General features: G+C 40.0%; 23 protein-coding genes. 18 read left to right on the top strand and 5 right to left on the bottom strand.

All coding sequences use genetic code 11. The annotated features are described in order from the left end of the window. Window positions 1–240 precede the first annotated feature (240 nt). Genes trpS through HWV01_RS15250 form a run of 4 tightly spaced genes read left to right on the top strand, consistent with a single transcriptional unit; the run spans window position 241 to window position 2,741 of the window. Complete coding sequence (trpS, locus tag HWV01_RS15265; protein WP_211672357.1) at window positions 241–1,299, top strand: tryptophan--tRNA ligase; 1,059 nt, start codon at window positions 241–243, stop codon at window positions 1,297–1,299. Between the two features lie 13 nt (window positions 1,300–1,312). Continuing rightward, window positions 1,313–1,624, top strand: coding sequence for a cupin domain-containing protein (locus HWV01_RS15260; protein ID WP_211672356.1), 312 nt, complete (start codon window positions 1,313–1,315; stop codon window positions 1,622–1,624). A 14-nt stretch (window positions 1,625–1,638) separates the two neighbouring features. Further along, entirely contained in the window at window positions 1,639–2,223 is a 585-nt protein-coding gene (locus tag HWV01_RS15255; protein WP_211672355.1) for a dienelactone hydrolase family protein, read from the top strand. A gap of 59 nt (window positions 2,224–2,282) precedes the next feature. Then, window positions 2,283–2,741 (top strand): GNAT family N-acetyltransferase, encoded by a 459-nt coding sequence (locus HWV01_RS15250; protein ID WP_211672354.1) that lies wholly within the window; start codon window positions 2,283–2,285, stop codon window positions 2,739–2,741. A 64-nt stretch (window positions 2,742–2,805) separates the two neighbouring features. Here the strand turns inward: HWV01_RS15250 and HWV01_RS15245 are convergent, their stop codons facing one another. Continuing rightward, the gene (locus HWV01_RS15245; protein ID WP_211672353.1) at window positions 2,806–3,477 is read right to left on the bottom strand and encodes a LysE family translocator; all 672 of its coding nucleotides are present in this window, start codon (window positions 3,475–3,477) and stop codon (window positions 2,806–2,808) included. 887 nt (window positions 3,478–4,364) lie between these two features. On the opposite strand from HWV01_RS15245, the gene HWV01_RS15240 reads away from it, so the two are divergent. Beyond that, window positions 4,365–6,515: an amidohydrolase gene (locus HWV01_RS15240; RefSeq protein WP_211672352.1), complete on the top strand. Its 2,151-nt coding sequence runs from the start codon at window positions 4,365–4,367 to the stop codon at window positions 6,513–6,515. Window positions 6,516–6,667: 152 nt separating this feature from the next. Here the strand turns inward: HWV01_RS15240 and HWV01_RS15235 are convergent, their stop codons facing one another. Then, window positions 6,668–7,495, bottom strand: a complete 828-nt coding sequence (locus HWV01_RS15235) for an AraC family transcriptional regulator (RefSeq protein WP_211672351.1) — start codon at window positions 7,493–7,495, stop codon at window positions 6,668–6,670. Window positions 7,496–8,098: 603 nt separating this feature from the next. On the opposite strand from HWV01_RS15235, the gene HWV01_RS15230 reads away from it, so the two are divergent. Then, complete coding sequence (locus HWV01_RS15230; protein WP_211672350.1) at window positions 8,099–9,385, top strand: HAAAP family serine/threonine permease; 1,287 nt, start codon at window positions 8,099–8,101, stop codon at window positions 9,383–9,385. A gap of 110 nt (window positions 9,386–9,495) precedes the next feature. On the opposite strand, the gene queC is transcribed toward HWV01_RS15230, so the two are convergent. Further along, window positions 9,496–10,224: a 7-cyano-7-deazaguanine synthase QueC gene (gene queC, locus HWV01_RS15225; protein WP_211672349.1), complete on the bottom strand. Its 729-nt coding sequence runs from the start codon at window positions 10,222–10,224 to the stop codon at window positions 9,496–9,498. Between the two features lie 262 nt (window positions 10,225–10,486). Between queC and HWV01_RS15220 the strand changes: the two genes are divergently transcribed. Beyond that, entirely contained in the window at window positions 10,487–11,104 is a 618-nt protein-coding gene (locus tag HWV01_RS15220; protein WP_211672348.1) for a tetratricopeptide repeat protein, read from the top strand. A gap of 191 nt (window positions 11,105–11,295) precedes the next feature. Here HWV01_RS15220 and HWV01_RS15215 read toward each other — a convergent pair whose 3' ends face one another. Further along, window positions 11,296–12,177, bottom strand: a complete 882-nt coding sequence (locus tag HWV01_RS15215; protein WP_211672347.1) for a LysR family transcriptional regulator — start codon at window positions 12,175–12,177, stop codon at window positions 11,296–11,298. 110 nt (window positions 12,178–12,287) lie between these two features. Between HWV01_RS15215 and HWV01_RS15210 the strand changes: the two genes are divergently transcribed. From HWV01_RS15210 to HWV01_RS15195, 4 genes are all read left to right on the top strand, one after another. Further along, window positions 12,288–13,661 carry an MFS transporter gene (locus HWV01_RS15210; protein ID WP_211672346.1) on the top strand — a complete coding sequence of 458 codons (1,374 nt, stop codon included), beginning with the start codon at window positions 12,288–12,290 and terminating at the stop codon, window positions 13,659–13,661. Window positions 13,662–13,671: 10 nt separating this feature from the next. Further along, window positions 13,672–14,055 (top strand): hypothetical protein, encoded by a 384-nt coding sequence (locus HWV01_RS15205; RefSeq protein ID WP_211672345.1) that lies wholly within the window; start codon window positions 13,672–13,674, stop codon window positions 14,053–14,055. Between the two features lie 84 nt (window positions 14,056–14,139). Then, the gene (locus HWV01_RS15200) at window positions 14,140–14,334 is read left to right on the top strand and encodes a DUF4250 domain-containing protein (RefSeq protein ID WP_211672344.1); all 195 of its coding nucleotides are present in this window, start codon (window positions 14,140–14,142) and stop codon (window positions 14,332–14,334) included. Window positions 14,335–14,437: 103 nt separating this feature from the next. Beyond that, a complete protein-coding gene (locus tag HWV01_RS15195) occupies window positions 14,438–15,214 on the top strand; it encodes a M48 family metallopeptidase (protein WP_211672343.1) in 777 nt (258 codons plus the stop codon). Window positions 15,215–15,249: 35 nt separating this feature from the next. Here the strand turns inward: HWV01_RS15195 and HWV01_RS15190 are convergent, their stop codons facing one another. Beyond that, window positions 15,250–16,005 carry an MBL fold metallo-hydrolase gene (locus HWV01_RS15190; protein WP_211672342.1) on the bottom strand — a complete coding sequence of 252 codons (756 nt, stop codon included), beginning with the start codon at window positions 16,003–16,005 and terminating at the stop codon, window positions 15,250–15,252. A gap of 168 nt (window positions 16,006–16,173) precedes the next feature. Here HWV01_RS15190 and sbcD point away from each other — a divergent pair, with 168 nt between their 5' ends. The 7 genes from sbcD to HWV01_RS15155 all read left to right on the top strand — a co-directional run bounded on the left by sbcD (window position 16,174) and on the right by HWV01_RS15155 (window position 24,098). Further along, the gene (gene sbcD / locus HWV01_RS15185) at window positions 16,174–17,412 is read left to right on the top strand and encodes an exonuclease subunit SbcD (RefSeq protein WP_211672341.1); all 1,239 of its coding nucleotides are present in this window, start codon (window positions 16,174–16,176) and stop codon (window positions 17,410–17,412) included. Then, entirely contained in the window at window positions 17,412–21,083 is a 3,672-nt protein-coding gene (locus tag HWV01_RS15180; protein ID WP_211672340.1) for an AAA family ATPase, read from the top strand. Before sbcD ends, HWV01_RS15180 begins: the two co-directional genes overlap by 1 nt. Before the next feature lie 146 nt (window positions 21,084–21,229). Beyond that, entirely contained in the window at window positions 21,230–21,670 is a 441-nt protein-coding gene (locus tag HWV01_RS15175) for a YtoQ family protein (RefSeq protein ID WP_067044734.1), read from the top strand. Window positions 21,671–21,772: 102 nt separating this feature from the next. After that, complete coding sequence (locus HWV01_RS15170) at window positions 21,773–22,153, top strand: VOC family protein (protein ID WP_211672339.1); 381 nt, start codon at window positions 21,773–21,775, stop codon at window positions 22,151–22,153. A 40-nt stretch (window positions 22,154–22,193) separates the two neighbouring features. Next, on the top strand, window positions 22,194–22,586 hold the full coding sequence (locus tag HWV01_RS15165; protein ID WP_211672338.1) for an NUDIX domain-containing protein: 393 nt from the start codon (window positions 22,194–22,196) through the stop codon (window positions 22,584–22,586). Between the two features lie 192 nt (window positions 22,587–22,778). Continuing rightward, window positions 22,779–23,372, top strand: coding sequence for an HAD-IB family phosphatase (locus tag HWV01_RS15160; protein WP_211672337.1), 594 nt, complete (start codon window positions 22,779–22,781; stop codon window positions 23,370–23,372). A gap of 216 nt (window positions 23,373–23,588) precedes the next feature. Next, complete coding sequence (locus HWV01_RS15155; protein ID WP_211672336.1) at window positions 23,589–24,098, top strand: GNAT family N-acetyltransferase; 510 nt, start codon at window positions 23,589–23,591, stop codon at window positions 24,096–24,098. Window positions 24,099–24,242 lie beyond the last annotated feature (144 nt).

Below are 24,242 nucleotides of genomic sequence, written 5' to 3'. Positions count from 1 at the left end.
AGATTGATAGTTAAGATTAATAATTAAGGTTGAAAGTAGATTGAAATATCGCTTGCGCTAATTTTCGCAGGCTGATACTTTTAATACATGAAATTAAAACCTATTTTTACACATATCACAACATCTTGGTGGCACTCTCTTTTATAAGAGCGGTGTTGAATACTTTTGTTCACAGATCGCCGGATGGCAACTGATGAATAAAGTATGTATGTCTCCGGTAATCTATTTTGGAGATATACAATGGAAAATAACCTATCACTAGACTTAGACCAAACACCTAATTCAAGTCAAAATAACGCGACTAGAGAAAAGATCCTCACGGGTGATCGTGCAACGGGTTCTTTGCATCTCGGCCACTTTGTCGGTTCATTGCAGCAGCGTGTAAAGTTACAGCATCAATATGAGCAAACTATCTTAGTTGCTGACATGCAGGGCCTCACTGATAATGGTCATAATCCACAAAAAGTCTCGTCGAATATTTTAAATGTTGTCGCGGACTATCTTGCTGTCGGTATCGATCCATTAAAAACCACTATTTGTTTACAGTCCGCCATTCCAGCCTTGGCTGAACTCACAATGTATTACTCAAACTTAGTGTCTATTGCTCGTTTGGAGCGTAATCCGACGGTTAAAAATGAGATCAACAGTAAATTATTTGGCCGCTCTATTCCTGCTGGTTTCTTAACATACCCGATAAGTCAGGCCGCTGACATCACTGCATTTAAAGCCACATTAATACCAGTGGGGGAAGATCAATTACCAATGATCGAACAGACCAATGAAATCGTCAGAAAGCTAAATAACATTGCTCAACAAGAGATTTTGGTTGAGTGTAAGCCATTGTTAAGTAAAGTTTCACGTTTGCCTAGTGCCGATGGTAAAAGTAAAATGTCTAAATCCATGGGTAACACCATTATGTTAAGTTCGAGTGAAAAGGAGATCTCCAAAGCGGTTAAAGCCATGTATACCGATCCGAATCATTTACGCGTTAGCGATCCGGGACAAGTTGAAGGGAATGTGGTATTTACTTATTTAGATGCATTCCATCAAGATCAGGTGTACGTTGCTAATTTAAAAGAACAATATACAGCTGGTGGATTGGGTGATGGCACTGTGAAGACAATTTTGGAAGAATGCTTACAGGATTTATTAAAACCAATCCGACAGCGTCGAGCTGAGTTTGTCGCTGATCGTTCGCAGCTTATTTCTATTTTGAAAGCAGGAACAGAACGTTCTCAAGATGAATCTAATGATGTATTACGGCAGGTGAAAAGTGCATTTGGCTTAAACCTATTTTAAAAGGATTGTAAAAATGAATAATATTTTTGATTCGATACCCGCAGACCTTAGCAGTGAAGTATTTGAAGATTTGGTCACGAGTGACAAGGTTAAAATTGAGCGAATTATCTCAAAAGGGCACTCGTCACCTGATGTCGGTTGGTATGACCAAGAGCAGAGTGAATGGGTGATCGTTATTGCAGGTAGTGCAATTATTGGTTTTGATGATAAGCCTTCTGTTACGCTGAAGGCGGGTGATTATCTGAATATTCCAGCGCATCAAAAACATAAAGTTGCGTGGACGGACCCTGATGTGGAAACTGTTTGGTTGGCTGTATTTTATTGATGGACAGATAACACATGCAAATAATTATAATCACAGATATTTTTGGCCAGACAACGGATATCGACTCACTTGCTGTGTCACTCTCAAACGAGTTGACAAGGGTAACGGTAATTGATCCTTACGATGGGCATAAGCAAACATTCATTAATGAGCAAGCAGCTTATGATGCCTTCATGACTCTATGCGGTCATGAACAGTATATTTCAGCTGTAGCATCAGCGATTGCACTATCAGAAGATGAGGTGGTATTACTAGGTTTTAGTGCTGGCGCATCTGCTGCATGGAAAGCTATTGACCGAGACTCAAATCCATTAATCAAACATTGCATTGGCTTCTATCCGAGTCAGATCCGAAACCACTTGGATGTAATCCCTTGCAGCCTTGTGACATTAGTTTTTCCTTGTGAAGAGAAGCACTTTGAGGTTGATAATATACTCTCAGCTCTAGCACCTCTAAAACAAGTCCACTGTATTAAAACCAGTTTTTATCATGGTTTTATGAATTCATTATCAGAGAATTATTCATTAAGCGCGGCTACATTTTTTACTGACAAAATACGTAGTAAAATTAAATTGGATAACATAGGTATACTAAATTAAGTTATTGATGTTAAGTTACTTATTACTTTGTTGTTAGCTAATTATAAAGGATAGTCGAAATGGAAATTCGTATAGATGATTTAAAAGGTAAAGAAGTAGCCCTTTTATTACAAGCGCATCATGAAGACATGCTAGAGCATACCCCTGCTGAAAGTGTACACGCGTTAGATTTAACCGGGTTAAAAGCGCCAGAAGTGACTTTTTGGAGTGCGTGGATTGATGGTGATCTTGCTGGCTGTGGTGCGATGAAAGTAATCGCAGCCGGTCATGTTGAGATAAAATCAATGCGCACAGATCGCTCTTATCTTCGACAAGGGGTAGCTCGGAAATTATTAACCCATATTTTGGCTACAGCAAAAAATCAAGGTATTACTACTGTTAGCTTAGAAACGGGTACACCTGATTCGTTTATAGCTGCTCAAAAATTATATCGAGATTTTGGTTTTAATGAATGTGCCCCTTTCGCTGATTATCGTGAAGATCCGTACAGCTTATATATGACTAAAGAACTCGGTTGATGATTTAGCAGCCTTGAGCATATCTCGGTATGCCCAAGTTACGGTCAAGGCGCTAAGTTTCAATCTAAATAGCGCTTTCACTAAGAACCATAACGCCTTCAAGCAAGTTATACATAATTGCACTTGATACAGCCATAAACAGCAGCCCGGTAAACAAGTTGATTGCTGGCGCTGCCTTTTGTACACGTTGCTGGATCATCGGTTTTGATAAAATCAATGCGATAAGGATAAACCAAATCAAGGATAATCCTAACATGATGACTGTTGCTGATAGCTTAGTGAGAAAGCTAACATCAGGGGTGATCATGGCTGAGAATAAAATAATAAAAAACACCATCGCTTTGGGGTTTAACAGGTTAGTCCAAAGCCCTTGCATGAAGCCTTGTTTTGGCGTTAATTGATTTAATTTAAATGAGCTATTATCCACTGATACTTTTGCTTTCCAATGTTGCAGTGATCCTTTTACCGCACTAAATCCCATCCATGCTAAATAACCTGCGCCAACCATTTGCACAATGGTATACAGAGTTTGTGAGCTTTTAATAATCAGACTGACCCCAGTTAAACTTAAGATTGTATGAATTAAAATAGCAATTGAAATACCAACCGCAGAGGCAATAGCAGTACTTCTTGATTCTTGACTTGCAAGTCTGACAACTAAAGCAAAATCAGGACCTGGGCTAGCTAAGGCAACAGCGTGAATAATAGCGAGTGATAACAACAATTCGATGTTCATTGATAAATCCTTAAATGTAAATTCTGTCGCTATTTTGCTAGTTGAAGAATGAGGATTATAGGAAAAAATTGCAGAGTCGGTACCTGTCTTGATTAATCAACATAATAATAGCTTGTTAATACATCTAAATTAGTTATGTCTATTTGTGATGATGATCAAGTTAATCAATCAATATTGTATTAAATGATAATGAATCTCATTATCGTTGGCATCTATTAGGGAAAATAATGGATATCAGTAATGACTAATACGACAAGATGTAAATTAGACAAAGAGGAATTAGAGACCAACACAAGTATTTGCGAGGGATGTAATAATGACAGTGTAAATGAACCCTCTCGTGAAGACCGTCGACAATTAATGCTTCAATATTCTTTTATTATTTTTGGCTTATTAACTATACCTCTCATGTTAATTAATGATTGGCTAGGCTGGATTGATATTAAGAGAGAATGGTCAACATACTTTTTTGGTTATATTGTGCTGTCTTCAGCGGTCATATTTATCTCATTGATCACTTTCTTATGTTGGAATAAATTTGTGAACACACGAAAAATGTGAGAACGGTACTCGTGCAGTTAAATAACACATAGCAGAAATAGAAACGTACTTAAATCAGTCTGTGCTGTAAGCCGTTACGTGAAGGGCTTCTCTCTTTGTTCTAGATTCAATATCCAGTCATGATTTACAAGGTAACTGGGAAAATTATGTTTGTTAATTAATGTTGAATACTGTGAGCTACCACACGAATTTATTTGTGTTTTTGTTCGTGGTAGCGTAAATAAATTAGGCTTTTAACTTGTTGCTTGCTCCTTGTCTGTACTCATTGTATTAATTTATTCTAGCTCAGCCAGGATGGCTGTTCAATAAATCATACAGGGATTTTTATGATTAAATTCAGTACCATAGTGATTAGGCGAAGTGCGTTGTCACTCGTTATTTCTACGATGCTTATCTCACCTATTACCCTTGCTGGTATTGGTGGTAATACCTTTTTCCATAATAAAGATGTGTTATTTTACAATGGTAATATTATTACTATGAAGACATCACCGGACGGGGACTTACTGAATGAAAATACAGGCGCATTGTGTATTATCAAAGGTAAAATAGCTAGCGTTGGGAGCGATGTTAAAAGTCTTGGTAGACATTGCCGATATCTTCCAAAAAATAAAAAAGTTAATTTAGAAGGGAAAACGCTTGTTCCCGGTTTCATTGACTCGCATAGCCATTTTTTGATACATGGGCTGTACGCCCCTTTTGCCGATTTGCAAAGTCCACCGCTGGGTGATGTAGTGAGAATTGGCGATGACCCTAGCGCACTAGATGATCAATCCACATTACTTGGTGCTCTAAATAAAAAGTCTGAGGACTGGACAGGGTGGTCAAGTCGAAATTGGATTATGGGTAATGGCTATGATGATACTTTGCTCAAAGATAGAGAACATCCTACCACTAAGCAACTTGACTTGATTGACCGTGCGGTTTATGTAACCCACACCTCTTCACATATGGGTTCCGCGAATACTAAAGCGCTCGAAAAAGCGGGTATTTATGGCGTGGACGGCAAAGGGTTCATTTTAAATAAGCACTCGGAGAGAATTCTTGATGATAGTGATAATGGTATTTGCTGTGGTGTAAAAGGCCAATCCATGGACATAGAGAGTGGTAGTTATAAACCAAACGGTGTATTGAAGGAGGCGGCTCACGCCTATGCCCTAACTAAAGTTGCGTCGCATATACCTCTGGAGCAAGTCTTACTCGGACTTCTGAGTGTTGGAGAGCGTTATTTATCCGTCGGTGTGACAACTGCTCAGGATGGTTTGACACCCAAGGCGGCGTATTCGGGAAGGTTGTTAAAGATTATTCAAGCTATCAGTAAAACACCACGACTCGTTATCTTACCTGACCAAGAGAGTGCCGAAGCGATAGGCGACTTTGATTCCCCTAATTTTTTACCGAAAGAGACAGATTACTTCAAGGTTGGAGGCGTAAAGCTAGTTCTTGATGGTTCGATACAGGGTTATACCGGATATTTATCCGATCCTTATTATTCGATTACAGACAATGACTGTCCTGACCCTAAGGACCATTGTAAAAATTGGAAGGGAGAAGCACAGATTAAAGAATTGAATGAATTGGTTCAAAAACTGTTGAAAAATAATTGGCAAATATACGCCCATGTAAATGGTGATGCGGCTATGGAGCAATATTTAGTGGCCATTGAAACAGCTATTTCAACTGGTGTTATTAGTAAGGAAGAGGTGAGAGCGAGAAGATTGGTGGCAATACATGCGCAAGTTACAACGCCCGGACAAATGGATCGACTCAAGGATCTAGGTATGATTGCATCCTTCTTTACTGAGCACGTATATTATTGGGGGCTCCGCCATAAAGAGATTTTTCTTGGTAATAGTGATGATATAGATGGCCGTGCTGAAAACATTAGTGCCACAGGCTGGGCTAAAGAGAGAAACTTACGTTTTACTCTACACAGTGATGCTCCGATTGTTCCCATTGACCCTATGCATATTATGGAAACTGCGGTAAAACGAGAAATGTGTAATACGAACACTGTGACAGTAAAAGGGTCATGTGATATATACCCTGATGTCTTAGGTTTTGAACATAAATTGACTTGGGATGAAGCGCTGATGGCCAACACTGTTACGGCGGCTTATCAATATGGCGAAGAAGATACTCGAGGCTCTCTGGAAGTCGGAAAATTTGGTGATGTAGTTGTTCTTTCAGGTGATCCTAGATCTTCAAAGGATACACCAACCGTCCTACGAACGTATGTGGATGGCAAGTTACTTTTTAAAAAGGGTGACGATAAAGATGACCCAGAGAAGGTTCTGTCTGTACTACGTAAAGTGATTAAGTCAGGCGGTCGATCGAGTGTCAGAAGTCTTATTCCTGACAACCTACATAGTAAGGGACTTGAAAAACTTGCTGCGATGAAAAATGATGATATCAAGTTTTTGATACAAAATTTACCCTCGTTAGAGAAACTCTATTTTCAGCACGGTGGACATTAAAATTGTTATTTAGTCCTATCTAGATTTGATTGATTTACAGTGATTTATCTAGAGAACCAGTGTTCGATACTGGTTCTCTAGTATTTAGGAAACAATGGGACAATCTTGTTAATGCATCAAGGATGTTAGAACACAGTTTGTGTCTTAAATAACTAAAGTACACGACGTTGAAAGTGGGATGGGGTAATCAGGTAGGCATTCTTGAACGCTTTATTAAAATGGCTTTGATCGAAAAATCCAACCTGATAAGCAACATCAGACAAGTTACCGCCTTTCATTAACGCCTTTTTCGCATACTCTAATCGTACTCTTTTTAAATATGCATGCGGTGTTATTCCCATCGACTGTTTAAACTGACGTAGAAATTGAAATTTACTTAAATTAAGTTGCTGTGCTAACTCATCTAACTGAAATGACTGTCCGGGTTCATCGTGGAATAGCGTTTTAATATAATCTAGCTGTCGCGTTGATAGCTGCTTGATTGATACGTACTGCTGTGTCGGGATCCCACCATTGTGGATAAACAATTCTGTGATGAACGCCATCATAGTTGTTTCTATCTGTAGCTGAACAGAAGCATCTTGCTCTGTGGTTAAGAGCTTATGTAAGTGTAAGAAGGCATGCGATAGCGTCGGATTGTTGATAAGTGGCGCATTAAAAAAGGTTTCTGCCTGATTCATTTCTCGGCTAATTTCGTTAACATAATTAACTGGTAATGCCATGACATGTGATTGATAACCACCAAGCGTAATGTTCTCGCCATTGTGTGCTTCGTCTGGGTTTAGCGTAGATAGAAAACCAGGTGCAAGGTGATATTCTTTACCCTTATGCAGATATTGCTGGCAACCACTCGTTACGATACCAATGTGATAATCAAGATGAATGTGTGGTTCGAAAGAAAAGTTTTCAACATTCGCTGAGCTTAGTTCTATATTGGGTAATACAGGGTTATGCCAGTATTCAATTTTTTCTTGTCCCATCGTGTTCACCTATATCATCAACCACATCACCTTAATCTACATATTAACAGTGCGCTGTTAGCGGTGATAGTAAATAATTGCAGTGTAACTGTCTCGTTTTGGTGTCATGGTCCTTATTTAGGCGCTGTAGGTATTATAGCCTCATCATAAATAATAGAAGGAACGCTATTTATTTCAACATCTGAAGTTACGCGAGATCAACTGCAACGGAATATGCAATCAAATAATATTGTTGAGCAAAATCTACCTATTACCAATGCAAATTATGCAGCATTAACCCCATTTCTTTTTTTGAAGGGTATTTTTCGGTACCCATGTCAGGTGCGGTATTGAACACGATGAATTGAATGATAAAACCAGTGAGCAACAAGCACGTTTAAAAGCGGGCCACTTGCTCATAGGATATCCCTATGTGTGCTTATACCCATAAATGTGTAAAATTGGTGTGACCTATGTTGTATTATGGTTAACAATACTTTACATCGATATGAAGCCTATGTATTGTCCATAACACTGATTTTCAAGGTCTAAGCAGTTGAGTTACCTGTGTTCTAGTTATAGCTTGGGTAAATAAACTGTTTTCGATATATCAAGGATTAATGCGTGTTAAATATTAAGAGTAGTCAATCTCAATCTCAATCTCGTTCTTATTCTCATTCTAAAGTTGATTCAGATACTGGCAGTTGGAGTGCCCATGATACCAAGTGGACAATTAGTTTATTTGGTACTGCTGTAGGGGCAGGCATATTGTTTTTACCTATCAATATAGGTGCTGGTGGATTCTGGCCGCTTATCATAATGGCACTGCTCGCGGGCCCGATGACTTTTTTAGCGCATAGGGGATTATCTCGATTTGTTCTTTCATCGAAGAATCCCGAGGCCGATTTTACCGATGTTGTTGAAGAACATTTTGGTCACAATGCTGGTCGTATTATCTCTATTCTGTATTTCTTATCTATTTATCCTATTTTACTTATTTATGGTGTAGGGTTAACTAATACAGTCGATAGCTTTATCGTAAATCAGCTTGGTTTAGCATCTCCTTCACGTGTGTTGTTATCCGGTATATTGGTTGCTGGCATGGTGAGTGTGATGATGGGGGGAGAGAAGTTAGTACTCAAAGCGTTTGAGATCATCGTTTATCCATTGGTGCTTATTCTTGCTGGACTGTCAATTTACATGATCCAAGATTGGCAAGTGCCTGACATATCAATGGTGACGGATATGGGTGAGTTCTCGCGTACATTATGGTTAGCTGTGCCTGTTACTGTATTTGCGTTTAGTCATGCCGCAGCTATCTCTAGCTTTTCTACGGCACAAAAGCGCCATTATGGTAAACAAGCTGGGGAGAAATCAGAACAGATCCTTAAACGTACGTCAATCATGCTTATTTCGTTCGTCGTATTTTTTGTTTTCTCCTGCGTGTTCAGCCTAACACCGGCGCAGTTGTTGGAAGCTAAAATACAAAATATATCTGTTTTATCGTATCTTGCAAATGTGAAAGACAATGCTTTAATTGCTTCTTTAGGTCCGTTAATTGCTTTCATTGCTATTACATCTTCATTTTTTGGGCATTTCTTAGGCGCTCGTGAAGGCTTAAATGGTTTGATACGTAAGCAAGTAAACATAACGCCTTCAGCGACTAACAAGCTGACTATTTTTATATTGTTTATCAGTATCTGGATTGTGTCAGTAATGAACCCAAGTATTTTAAATATGATGGAAATATTTTCGGGACCAGTTATTGCTATGATCTTGTTTGTGATGCCTATGTACGCGGTATCTAAAGTTGAAGCATTGGCTAAATACCGTGGTGCCTTAAGTAATATTTTCGTTACCATCATGGGATTGATTGCAATCTCAGCACTGATTTTTAACGTATTCCTATAAATACGGCGGAATAATAAAAGAAGGAACGTTCAGTTTATTGACGAGGGACTCAATTGTATGTGCTGAAATAGAACATACAATTGAGTCTGGCTTACTTATTATAAGCCCTATTATGATGTGGCTTGAATACCCGCTAAACGTGGTAACTTGCCTTTTAGCGCTGTAATGTGCACAGTTTTATTGGTGAGATAATCATTTAAACCATTATTACGTAATAGACAGGCCGGGCAGTCGCCACAACCTTTACCCACAACACCGTTATAACAAGTCAGTGATTGGTGAGTAACGAAATCAAGTTCATCATGCAAATCTGCAAGCGCCCATGTTTCCGCTTTGTTCAACCACATTAATGGCGTCTCAAATTTAAAGTCTTTAGCCATACCTAGGTTACATGCTTGATTAATTGACTTGATAAATTCATCTCGGCAATCAGGGTAGCCAGAAAAGTCAGTTTCACATACACCGGTAATAACTGTGTTAGCACCGACTTGGTAAGCATAAATACTCGCCAGCGTCATGAATAAGATATTGCGACCTGGTACAAACGAATTTGGTAAACCGTTATCCATCAGTTCGTGAGATACCGCGATATCGTCACGAGTTAGTGAACTAATCGCCAATTCACTAAGCAGATCAACATTGATGATTTTATGATTTTTCACACCGAAATAAGCCGCTGTTTTTTTCGCTACCTCGATCTCTTGGCTATGGCGTTGACCATAATCAAAGGTAATACAATCGACGCTATCATAACGCTGTAAGGCATCAACTAAACAGGTAGTACTATCCTGACCACCACTGAATACTAATACCGCTTTGTTTGCTGTCTGCTGTGACATTTTTTGTCCTTTATCTATTTTAATGAGGCGATAATAGCACAAGTATATTCAAACAAGGTTAAATCGGTTGTTAAAATCGCTTAAACAATTACCTGCCAGTGGTTAAAAAAAAACGATGTAATAGCACCTATGCAGGAGGATTTTGTTTCGGTAGAATGTAATAACTGCTGTATAAAAACATAGTGATATTTATATATACAGTATTCAATTTTATGTATAAGTCGGCTTTGCTGGCTTTTTGTTTTTATTGGTAAGTACAAGCATGTCAGACAATATCGAAAATGCGCGAGTTAAACCGCGAGATCCTCGTTTACAAATCGTGGCAGAAGCCGAGCAAGGGAGTCCTTTCTCTCAGTTGGCTGCTGCGGATATGTTTTATGCACGAGGTTCTTATGAAGATGCTTTTTACTGGTACAGTATCGCAGTGCGTTCGTTTACCAGTAATCCAAATGCTTTTTCTGCCGAAGTGATTAAATACGAAGTGTCAGCAGCAGAGTATAATCTCGCTACTATGTTCTTTAATGGCTTAGGCACTGATTCAGATAAAAAACAAGCATTTAAACTATATGCAGAAGCGGGACGTAAGCGATATTTAGCAGCGCAAGTACAACTGGGCATGATGTATGTTTATGCCGAAGGTATTCAGCAACATTATGGTTTAGGTTATGCGTGGCTTTATGCTGCAGAATTAAATGGTGAAAACAGCAAAGACGTGAAAAAAGTGCTAAAAATGATCGAAGGTAAAATGGATCGTAAATCGCTTGATAACGCACGTAAAATGTCGGAACAATGGGTAGATGAAGCTGTTTTAGAAAAATTAGCGCAACGTAAGAAAACCCGTTTTTCTTTTATTAGTAATTGGTTTAAGAAATCAGTTTAGCCTCTGTTTACGCCGACTAAAATGACTTGAGATTTTCTAAATCTCCCTTATCAGTCCTTTCATGATAAGGGATAAAGCTTAATACTCGTTGATCAAATACTGTCGGCGATAAATACCCCAATGTTATCCCTTCGCAGGCCTTACCTGTTATCTAGAAATCCCGTCCTAGGGTCGATAGCATACTTTGGTACCTACCACTCTCGTAAAAAATCAATAAAAGCTCTCACTTTTTCAGGAACGTAACGAGTATTAGGATAGATTGCATAAATATTCTGTAATGGAAAAATATACTCAGGAAGTAAGTGAATGAGTTGGCCTTGCTCTAATGCTGGATGTACAAGCCATTCGGGTATTAGTGCTATGCCCGTCCCGTTTAATGTAAAGGCTAACAGTGCGCTAGCGCTATCAGCAGTGATGGTTGAAGGACTTTCGACATTGAATAATACAGTTTCTTTTTGTGGTGTTATTACTTTCCAACTCAGTGGCGATTTTAAGCGACTGTTAGTGATCCAATTAGCTTGCGCTAAGTCAGATAACGTATTTATGTTATTCGTTGCTAGATAACTTGGAGAGCTGACAGGGAAAATAGCAAAATTATCAATATATGCTGCGTGATAATTTGAATCGGCCAATTCACCCAAGCGAATAGCGATGTCAAAATATTCGGCAATTAAATCAGCATGCTTAGATGATGAAATGTAATTAATATGTAACTGAGGGTGTTTTTTTGCGAATGCTGCCAGCGCTGGTACAACTTTGTGTGCACCATATTCAGGAGTACTTGTAACACGTAGTACACCACTTAAACCATGATGATCGTGACGCACATCGTTCAAAATGTGCTCTGCATCCGCTAATAAGCGTAGGCTATTTTGATAGAAATGTTTACCGGGTTCTGTGAGTGAAATTTTTCGCGTACTACGCCTCAATAAAGAAACACCCAGTTCAGCTTCTAGTTGTTTGACATTGAAGCTAACGACAGCCTTGCTCTGATCCAGCACCTCTGCCGCTGCAGTAAAACTTCCAGCTTCGACCACTGCAGTGAAGATCTTCATCCTTTGTAAATTAAGCATGTTCCTCTCGTTAACTGTCAAATTATTTTTGACAGTGTAAGTGACTATACCCTATTTATCCACCGTGATTTCAGATTTAGACTGCGTATCTTTCGTTTGTAGGAGGTTTTATGCAATATCGTACTAAAGTTGCAATTGTTTATTTACTGGGTTTTTTTATCGATCTCATTAATATGTTTATTACTAATGTAGCTTACCCTGCGATCGGCCAGGCACTGAATGCGAGCGTTGATCAATTGACTTGGGTAAGTACGAGTTACATTTTGGGATTGATATTAGTTACACCAATTAGTGCTTGGTTAGCACTGCGTATTGGCGGGCGTCGAGTATTTTTGTTATCGCTCACTTTATTTCTTGTGACTACGGTCATGGCTGGTTTTGCTAATTCTATTGAACTGCTGATTGGATTACGCTTACTTCAAGGTTTAAGTGGTGGCTTGTTAATTCCGATAGGGCAGACTCTGACCTACCAGCTTTATGCGAGTCATGAACGCGCACGCCTTTCTTCTATCATTATGTTAGTCGGTTTATTAGCACCTGCACTTTCTCCAGCTCTCGGTGGCCTTATTGTTGATCTGTTAAGTTGGCGATGGGTATTTTTTGTTAATCTACCGCTGACATTGATTGCTTTAGTGCTTGCTTTTGTGTGGCTGCGTAGCGATAAAGTGTCATTTCCGAAAGATAGTCACTTCCTAGATGTTCGGGGGCTCGCTATTGCAAGTCTGGGGTTAACCCTGTTACTACTCGGTTTAGACTGGTTAGCCGTCCCCAACAAACTATTCGGTGCTCTTATATTACTAATTACAGCGGTTGCGGTATTGGTTTATTACGTGCGTCATAGTTTCCGTCATCCTAAGCCATTACTTGATTTGGGCTTAATTCGTAATCCATTACTTCGTATTTCGATGATGGTTTATTTATTTATTCCGGGTGTATTTATGGGCGTTAATTTAATCGCAATGATGTACCTTCAAATGCAGTTGGGTATGTCAGCATCATCGGTTGGTGTTCTGATGATACCGTGGTCATTGTCAGCATTTTTAGCCATTATGCTTGTGGGCAAATTATTTAATTATTATGGCCCTAAGCCTTTATTTATGTTGGGGTGCTTGATCCAAGGTATTGGTATTTTATGCTTATCTCAAATCACTATGGTTGATCAACAGCTGCTATTGCTGATTTCTTTTTCATTAATGGGTTTTGGTGGTTCTTTATGTAGTAGTGCAGCCCAGAGTTCAGCTTTTTTAACTATTGATTGTGTATCGTTGGCTGATGCGAGTGCAATTTGGAATATCAATCGCCAGTTTAGTTTTTGTGTTGGTGTTGCTGTAATGAGTTTGATACTGCAGCTACTACAAATGACTGTTGATAGCTTGAGTGCTTATCAAATCAGTTTTTATCTCGCTGCGGCCGCTACTGCCGTGCCATTTTTGCTTTGTTTATATATTGATAACAAAGCTGTCTTGAAAAAAATAAACGCTTAAAGGAAATAGTATGAACCGTTTTTTTAATGAACTTGTCGATACACATGTAAAAATTGAGAATTGGCTTGGGCAAGGTAAAGGTGATCTTGAAGTGTTACTTTCACGTTTTGATAGGAACTTTTCGATGATAAGTATCAATGGTACTAAGTTAGATTTTCTTACTTTGGAAGCATTTTTTCAGAATAATTGCGGTGCAAAGGACGGGCTCAAAATTATTATGGATAAAATGGAGATATTAGCAGAGTGGTCACAAGGGGCTTTAGTGAGTTATGTTGAACGTCAAATTTTGCCTAACAACATAGAGTCATTGAGACATTCAACTGTTTTATTGACGCTTGAAGGAGATGAAATTTTATGGCGTCACCTTCATGAGACACCCGCGTCTGAATCATAGTTACAGCGATTGAGGCCACGCCTGTTAAAATGACTTAAGTCTTCTAAACTTAACTTATCAGTACTTACATGATGGGTGATGAAGATGGACTTAAGTAATTTTGAACAAATGGATACTGCGATCTTACTCGGTATTGTTAATGAAAAACTGCGATTAGAATGTACCGATCTGCATGATCTTTCTGCATCTTATGAAATGCCTACCGAAGCGCTCGCCAATAAATTAGATACGCTTGGTTATCATTACGATACAAAAACCAATCAGTTTAAAAATTTTTAGCCAAGAGACGATTGTGAGTATTTTACTATTTGTAAGTTGCTCCTTATACTGGTTTGATGATAACTAGTTTGTTATTAAATTAAAGAGCCAATTAGGAGGGCGCATGTTTAAACAAATCTTACCTTTAGTCGTACTATCATCTTTAGTTGTGGGCTGCACTGCATCGCCAACAGGTCGTAATCAGGTGCTATTGTATTCATCTGGTGATATGACGCAGCTTGGCGCACAATCATTCGATCAAATCAAACAGCAAGAAAAAATCAATACCGATCCTAAACTGAACAATTATGTACAATGTATTGCTGATACTTTGACGCATTATGTTGACCAGCCAACCAATTGGGATGTGGTTATTTTTGATAGTCCACAAGTGAATGCTTTTGCCTTACCGGGTGGTCATATTGGTGTGTATACCGGTTTATTAAAAGTAGCGAAAACACCGTCACAATTAGCGGCTGTAATGGGGCATGAAATTGTTCACGTAACAGCAAAACACAGTAACGAACGTCTATCACAATCAAAGATCACCAATCTTGGCTTACAGGTGACGGATTATGCATTGCAAAATCAAGCGTATAAAGAGACTGCAATGCAAGCGTTAGGCTTGGGTCTGCAATATGGCGTGGTGTTACCGTACGGACGTACCCAAGAATCGGAAGCTGATATTGTTGGGTTAGAATTAATGGCGAAAGCGGGATTTGATCCAGAAGAAAGCGTGGCATTGTGGCAAAATATGGCTGCTGCATCAAGCGGTAAGCAACCGCCTGAGCTATTGTCAACGCATCCATCACACGATACGCGTATCAAAGATTTACGTAAAGCAATCGCAAAATTACCTGCTGAATACCGCCAGCATAAAGAACTGAGCTGTCAATATTGATAGGCAAATAAGTCACGCTTCTAATGTAATAATACTTACGTTTTTTTATTGAACATGAAGCTTTTAAATTTGTGCTTAATTACTTTTTCTACAGTTAATGGTCGATTGGTACTTTTTGTAATTAATTGCTGAATGTCTTTAGGCGTTATTTCAGAGAAACCATCATGTGCCATTAATATTTTACTGATGTTAAGTTGCAATAGTTTGTTGAGTGATTGCTTGTAAGCCTTAGGCTGATAGATAGGGAAGGGTGAGGTGAACTTGTTTTTGAGTTTTAAGATCATATCTCCCACATACATTTGTTGTGTTGGCTGATGTAAAAACGACAGATCCCGATCGGTATGCCCTGGGGTAAAATGTACCATCCAGTCGCTAAAACCAGGTACACAGGTTTCGTGTTGTAAAATAATATCGGGCTTAAGGTCGGGGTGATAATAAATGTTACGGATATTTTTACCTTTACGATGTGCTACATATAAAGACAGCATGAGATCAATCGCATGCGCGACTCGGCCATTAAACCCTTGATACCACTGACGTTCAAATTCAACTGACGCAATTTTACAACCAAATTTTTTACGTAATAAGTGTGCACCGCCAGCATGGTCGGGGTGCATATGTGATACCAACACTAAACTTAAGTCAGACATATCACGTTGCAATGTTTCGGTAATGAAGGTTTTGATCACGGGCACATCACATCGACAGCCGCCATCAAGTAATAATAACTTGTCTGGATACTCGACTAACAGAATAGTTTGAATATAACCTTCAATGTGATGTATTTGCATAAACAATACTTCTTTTTAAGTGTTTAGTTATTTGGCTATTCTCGCATAAATCCACTGTTATGTTAATTTTTGCAACTTAAGTGATTAGGGCTAAAACAACTGGAAGTAAAACCAGTATTTATCTACACTAGCGGTAGCTTACATTTACCGCTAGGAAACAAACGTTTCATGAAAATACTGCACACCTCAGATTGGCATCTTGGCCAGCATTTCATCACAAAAAGTCGCGCTAATGAACACAGCTGTTTTATGGCTTGGTTACTCGAACAGGTAGAGCAGCATCAAGTAGATGCCGTTATTGTCGCTGGTGATATTTTTGATACTGGCACTCCGCCAAGTTATGCGCGCGAACTTTACAATAGTTTTGTTGTTGCCATGAGTAAAATACAGTGTCAGTTAATTATTCTAGCGGGTAATCACGATTCTGTGGCGACATTAAATGAATCAAAGCAACTATTGTCGCAGCTTAATACCCGCGTTATCTCGAGTGTGTCACTGGATTTAGAGCAACAGGTGCTAGAGTTAAAGGATCGCCAAGGTGACGTGGGGGCATTGCTTTGCGCAGTGCCGTTTATTCGCCCCCGTGACGTAATGCAAAGTGAAGCGTGGCAATCTGGTACTGAAAAACAGCAACGTTTAGGCTCGGCAATTACCGAGCATTACAGTAATCTGTATCAACTCGCTAAGACAAAACGTGAACAACTTGGCGCTGCAGTACCTATTATTGCCACAGGTCATTTGACTGCGTTGGGCGTATCGGTCACTGAGTCGGTACGCGATATCTACATTGGCACGCTTGAAGCATTCCCTGCCAATCAATTTCCGGCTGCAGATTATATTGCCCTTGGTCATATTCACCGTGCGCAGAAGGTCGCAAAGTCAGAGCATATCCGTTATAGCGGTTCGCCAATACCCCTTAGTTTTGATGAAGTTAAACAGCAAAAAAGCGTTAACCTCGTCAATTTTGTTGATGGTACATTTGACTCGGTTATTGAACTCACTATTCCACAGTTTCAACCAATGCAGGTACTGAAAGGTAACCTTGAAAGTATCGAAGCGCAATTAGCTGAATTTAAAACATACGATGATGAGCTACCGGTATGGTTGAGCATTGAAGTGCAAGAGCAAGATTATTTAACCGATTTACAAACCCGCATTGAAATGATGACCACAGATCTGCCTGTTGAAGTCTTACAAGTGCGCCGAGCCCGTAAAGACAGAGAGCAGCATTTGCATAGCCAAGTTAAAGAAACCTTATCAGAATTGTCTGTGAACGATGTTTTCCAACGTTGTTTAGAAGGCGTTGAGTTTACGACTGATGCGGAAATTGCCCGTAAATCACGTATTGAACTCGCCTTTAGCCAAATCGTTGAGCAAGTAGAGCATGCGACACAGGAGGACAAATAATGAAGATCAAACGTCTTTCCTTTAAAAATATTAACTCGTTAAAAGGCGAGTGGCAGCTTAATTTTGACCAAGAACCGTTTTTAAGTAATGGTCTATTTGCGATCACTGGTCCTACAGGTGCCGGTAAAACCACCATCCTCGATGCGATCTGTTTGGCCTTGTATCACGAGACGCCACGCTTAGCGATATCGAAATCGCAAAATGAGGTGATGACGCGTAATACCGCAGAGTGTGCCGCAGAAGTTGAATTTGAAGTGCAAGGTAAAGGTTACCGCGCCAGCTGGAGTCAGCGCCGAGCTAAAAACAGTCCGCAGGGCAATTTACAAGAGATGAAGGTAGAACTGGCTGAAGTTGTATCGGGTAATATTCTGGCAAGCCAAGTGAAATTGAAAAAGCAGCTGGTGGCGGAAATCACCGGACTCGATTTTTCACGTTTCCGTAAATCTATGCTGTTGTCACAAGGTGAGTTTGCCGCGTTTTTGAATGCGCCTGCTAACGATCGTGCCGAGTTATTAGAAGAACTGACAGGTACAGAAATTTACGGTCAGATCTCACAAGCGGTATTTGAAAGCCATAACCTAGCCAAAGCGGAATTAGATAAACTCCGTGCTAAAGCAGACGGGGTTAACTTACTCAGTGACGAGCAACGTACTGAGATCGTCAGTGAGCAAACGACAGTAGGAAGTTTAGTTGCTGACCTTAGCCAACAGCAAACCTGTTTACAGCAACAAAAACAGTGGCGAGAACAGCTTGAAAAAGCACAAGTCAGTGCTACAGAAGCACAAACCAGCTTAGCGAATGCAGAGCAAGAAACAGCAACCCAACAGCCTGAATTAGAACAACTAGAAAAGGCGGAACCAGCGGAAGCGTTGCGTTTACCTTTCACGCATTTAAGCCAAGCTAATACTAAGCTCGCGGAATTAGAGAAAAAGCAACACGCATTGCAAGCGTCAGTGGTTTCTGCTCAAACAGCTGTCGCGGATAACCAGCTGAAACTGCAGTCTAGCCAAGCACAACTTGATGCCAGTAAACAGCAGAGTCAAGTACAAGAAACATTAATCAATGAGCAGATCATACCATTGGATAATGAGTGTGCTCAGTTGACCAAAGAACAACTGCAATTTAAGTCGCAACAGCAACAACAGAGTAGTGAACTGCAGACCACGCAACAGAGTCTAGTCGCATTAACGCAAACAGCCGAAACTGCTAAAGCGACAGTCAACGCATGCCAAGCGTATCAGCAACAACATGAACAAGATGCGCAGTTAAGTACCCGATTACCGTTATGGCAGAGCCAGATACAGCAATGCCATCAACAACAAGCTAATGTCGCGACACTGCAGCAGCAAGTCATTGCTAACCAGCAGTCATTACAGCAAAGCTTAACAGCGCAACAGCAGCTAGCGAATAACGTGACGGCCAATATTGAGCGTGAGCAGTCGGTGAAAGAGGCCGTTAATCAAGCGCTGCAGCAAGTATCTAATTTACTCGCTGGTGATGATTTAGCTGATCTTGAACAGGCATTTAGTCAGCAATCACGCTTACAGGGTATTGTTGAGCAGCTACCAAGTTTACAACAGCGTTACCTGACTGAGTCGCAAGAATTTGAGGCCAATCAAGCAAGTATGGCTGTATTAACGCAACAACTTGCCGATATTAATGTTGAGATAACCGCCAAGCGCGATCTGTTTAAAACCAAAAAGAATGAGTTAAACGATGTTCAGCGTTTATTAGAACAAGAACAGAAGATTGCGAGCCTAGAACAATTGCGTAGTCAGTTAGAACCGGGGCAAGCGTGTCAGTTATGTGGTTCGACAGCGCATCCGCTGGTAGAAGAATACCAACATATTGCCGACTCACTGACAGTGCAGCGTAAAGCACAATTAGATCTGGATCTAAAACAAATTGAAATAGATGGCGGAGAGCTTAAAAACCGCTTGGTAGAAGCGAAAACTAAGCTTGATAACTTTAATCGCCGTAATGCGACACTGCAGCCACAGTTAACGTCTTTAATAGAACAATGGCAGGATTATACCCAACAACTGAATGCTAACCTTATGATTGAGGATAGCGCCAATTCGCAGGCATTTATCCAGCAGCGAGGCCTGCAATTAACGCAGTTGTCACAACGCATTCAAGCGTTGAAAACAGTGAACATGCAATTACAAAGTGCGCAGCAGGCATTGACTGAATTTGATAAAAACAGTGCACAGCTACAACATCAAATTGAATTGGTAAACCGTGATGTAAAAGCAACACAAGACGCTGAGCAGAAACTAACACAAGAAGTGCAGCAACAAGCGCAAGTATTAACCGCATTACAACAAGCGTTGACCAATAGCGTGACAGAGCTCGGACTTACATTACCGGAATGGAGCCAACTAGATCACTGGTTAGTTGAGTGTCAGCAAGCACTACAAACCTGGGAACAGCAAGCGCAGTTGTTACAGTCAGCTAATGAGCAGTATGTCGCGGCAGAAAGTCAGTTAACGCCATTACGTGAACAGCTGGCGAAATTGGAATTAGCGATAACGCAGACCTTAGAAACCTTGTCTAGCTTGTCTGAGAACCTCATGGCGAAACAGCAGCAACGTCAGCTGTTATTTGGTCAGCGTAGCGTAGCAGATGCACGACAAACGATGCAGCAACAATTAACTGCCGTAGAACAAGCACATCAGGCATGTTCTACGCAAGGTCATGCGTTATCGAATCAGTTGCATGCACAGCAAGGTGAGTTAACGACATTACAACAAGGTTTGACGCAGCAACAGCAAGAATCGCGTGATTGTTTAGCGACATGGCAACAAGCGTTAGCGACGAGTCCTTTTGCCACTGAAGCTGAGTTTAATCAGGCGTTGCTTCCTTCAGAGGAAAAGCAGCGTTTATTGGTGCTTAAATCACAATTGACCGCGAACTTAACACGTTGCCAGGTGTTATTTGAGCAAGCCAGTGAGCGTTTGCTAACACTGCAACAGACACAATTAACTGAATTGGATATTGCCACTATTGTTACTCAGTTAGACGAGATCACTACACAGTTAAATCAAGGTTTACAGCGCCAAGGTGAGTTGAAGCAACGCCTTGCCGATGATGCTGCTCGTAGCGCAGATTTGGCTGACTTTTATCAGCAGATCAAAACCTGTGAAGCAGACTACGATGACAAGGCTTACCTACATAGCTTGATTGGCTCGAAAGATGGCAGTAAGTTCCGCCGCTTTGCGCAAGGGTTAACGTTGGATCATTTAGTGACTTTAGCCAACCAACAATTAAACCGTTTACACAGCCGTTACCAGTTGCAGCGTAAGCTCGCATCAGGCAGTGAAGCCTTGGCTTTACAGGTGGTGGATACTTGGTTAGCCGATGCGGTGCGTGATACCAAAACCTTATCCGGCGGCGAAAGCTTCTTGGTTAGTTTAGCGCTGGCACTGGGTTTATCTGACTTGGTTAGCCACAAGACCAGTATTGACTCGTTATTCCTTGATGAAGGTTTTGGCACGCTAGATGCTGAGACATTAGACATCGCCTTAGATGCGCTAGATAACTTGAATGCGTCAGGCAAAATGATTGGTGTTATTAGTCACGTTGAAGCTTTGAAAGAACGTATTCCAGTACAAGTTAAAGTGAACAAGGGCAGTGGCTTAGGATTGAGTTCGTTTACTGTGGTGAGCTAGTTTAAGTTGTTTGATAGATGAAAATGAATGGCGACGGGCTTTGTACTGTCGCTATCATCCCCCTCATTATCAATAGCGCCGTTTACCTTATTGTTTTAAATTGTTAGGGTATTGTTACGAGGTTTTCAATGGAATAGGTAAAGTTAATGAAATACGTGGTTTATTTATCGGGTGAAATTCACAGTGATTGGCGCGAACAAATTATCAGTGGTTGTGAACAGAAAGGTCTCGATATTCAATTTACGTCAGCGATTACGAATCATGAAGCAAGTGATGCAGCTGGTGATTGTTTAGGTGAAGAAAGTACGTCATTTTGGCGAGATCATAAATCATCAAAAGTGAATGCTATCCGTATTCAAACAGCGATTAAAAATTGTGATCTTGCGGTCATACGTTTCGGTGAGAAATATAAGCAATGGAATGCTGCCTTCGATGCAGGCTACTGCGCTGCTTTAGGTAAACCTTATATTACCTTACATGACGAAAGCTTGATCCATGCTTTGAAAGAAGTTGATGGTTCCGCGCAATCTTGGGCAACGACACCAAATCAAATTGTGGAAATATTGACATACTTGGTCGCTAAGTAACAAGTTTAATAAGTATTAAATAGAATCGGTCACAACAGCTATTGCCTCCAACACTGTTTACTGCAAAATAAGGTTAATTTAATTCCGTATAGGAGAATATGAATGATTGGATATGTAATGTTAGGGTCACAAAATATCGACGTTTCGCGTTATTTTTACAGCGCTTTAATGGACATGATGGGCGCAAAAAAAGTAGCTGATTCAAAAAAATTCTTAGCGTGGAGTTTTGGTGAAGACAAACCTATGCTCGCAATCGGTAACCCCTTTGATGGTGAAGATGCGAGTTATGGCAATGGCACCATGGTTGCTTTAAGTGTTTCTTCGACAGAAGAGGTCGATAAGCTGCATAAAAAAGCATTAGCGTTAGGCGGGCAAAATGAAGGTGACCCTGGTGTGCGTTCTGGTGGTTTCTATTGCGCTTACTTTAGAGACCTGGATGGTAATAAACTCAATTTTCATTGCAAACCTGACGCAAGCAACTAGCAAGTTTAAATTGGTGTCGGGTAGTTGACAGGGATAAAAAATGACTCAAAGTATAGTCCAAATTATTTTCATCAGAGACTCTTTGATTCTGCTTGGTTTTCGTCAAAATACTAAATATTACGATCAGCTGTGGGGGTTTCCTGCTGGTCGAATTGAACTTGGTGAACAGCCTCAAGAAAGTGCACTTCGCGAGTCATTGGAAGAGGTTGCTGTTGAACCAATCAATCTCAGTTTCTTAACTCAATTATCTGATCCTAATGTGGATTGTCAGCATTATGTTTATGTGTGTGATGATTGGAAAGGTGAAATTAAAAATGCAGAGCCTTATCTATGCCGAGAGGTGTGCTGGTTCGATATTGAAGAACTACCTACCGATTGTACCCCCACCACCCAGTCCGTAATTGTGGAATTAAAAAGATATTTACGCACTTAAATGGTGCTGTACATTACAGATTTTATAAATATGGCTTTAATCGGCGCAATTCTCATGGTAACTATTACAAAATACCTACCTGTGTATTCAGTATGGTCGGTTATCGTTACCGTTGTTTTACCTATCGTATTTCAATACAAGTAACATGTCGTTCATAAATATAACGAAACATTCTGATTTAGAGGAAACTAAGTGAACATCGCTTTTTTTGATTTTGATGGCACCATCACCAATGAAGATGCATTTACCAAGTTCATCTTCTACGCGACCCCAAAGTATCGCTTAATTGCGGGTATGATACTGCTATCACCCGTTATTTTGTTACACAAAATAGGCTTGTTTCCTGCTGCTAAAATTAGACCAATCTTAGCTAAATTCGCATTTTGGAATCGCAGTGAAAAACGGGTATTCGAGCTGGGAGAAAAGTTTGCTTTGGAGTATTTGCCTTCGATATTAAGACAAACTGCAATGGAGCAGATTAACTGGCACAAAGCCCGAGGTGATAAAATTGTTGTTGTCTCTGCGTCGTTAAACCCATACCTTTATTTCTGGTGTCTACAACACAATATAGAATTGATATGTAGTGAATTGGAATCAAAAGGTGCAGTACTTACCGGTAATTACGTACACGGTGATTGTGGTGGTGATAACAAAGTTACTTTAATCAACCATCGTATTGATCTATTAAAGTTTGATTCAGTGTTTGCATATGGAGATACCAAAGAGGACTTACCTATGTTGGAATTAGCTCAAACAAAGTTTTATCAATGGCGTGAAGTTGCTTAGCGGAAGTTCTTGTTTCAATAATAGGAGTCTATTGATGAGTTTAAGAGTTGTACCAGAGCTTTATTGTGTTGATATTGATGTAACTGGAAACGAAAACCTATGGATGTAATGACCAGCTAGTCACTCAAAAACAATTCATTGTGCAAGACCCTAATGGATACCTGTTTCGGTTTTGTGAAGACAGTTAATTCGACGTCAAATACAGGGATGATATAGATGTTACTCACAGAACGACTTATATTACGAAGGTTTGTAGAAGGTGATAAAGATACTGTTGTTACGCTATTAAACAATGCTGATTTCATGGCGTACTCTCCGACAGGTACAATGAGTCAATATCAAGCTGAGTCCCGTTTTGAATTACTCTTAAACGCCTTTAAAAATCACGGCATTGGTAAGCTTGCGGTGATCGAACAATCTACCAATGATTTAATTGGATACTGCGGTATTGAGTCATTCGAATATCACAATAATGCAGCTGTCGAATTAGGTTATCGCTTAAAACTGTCTGCTAGAGGTAAAGGCTACGCGTTTGAAGCCAGTCAAGCAGTGCTAGAGTTCGCAAGACAGCTTGGCTACCAGAGAATCTTAGCGTTAACGGAACATGAGAATGCGGCATCTCAGCATATACTTTTCAAACTCGGCTTCGAATCTCGTGAGCAAGGACTGCATCAAGGAATGCCAATTCAGTATTTCGAAAAGAGTATCCGTAATTCCCTTTGCTAAATTACATCATCGTCATATACCTTCTAGTAAGGCCTTAATCAGCTCAAAAAAGTATGGTTTTTCGTTATTTAATTGTGATTTCTACGCTGTGCTGATAGTTTCGTTTAGAATTTTTACTCAAATAAACGGACAAAGGATACTTCG

The organism is Moritella sp. 5 (assembly GCF_018219455.1).
Lineage (GTDB): Bacteria > Pseudomonadota > Gammaproteobacteria > Enterobacterales > Moritellaceae > Moritella.
This window is presented reverse-complemented; position numbering and strand designations above follow the sequence as displayed.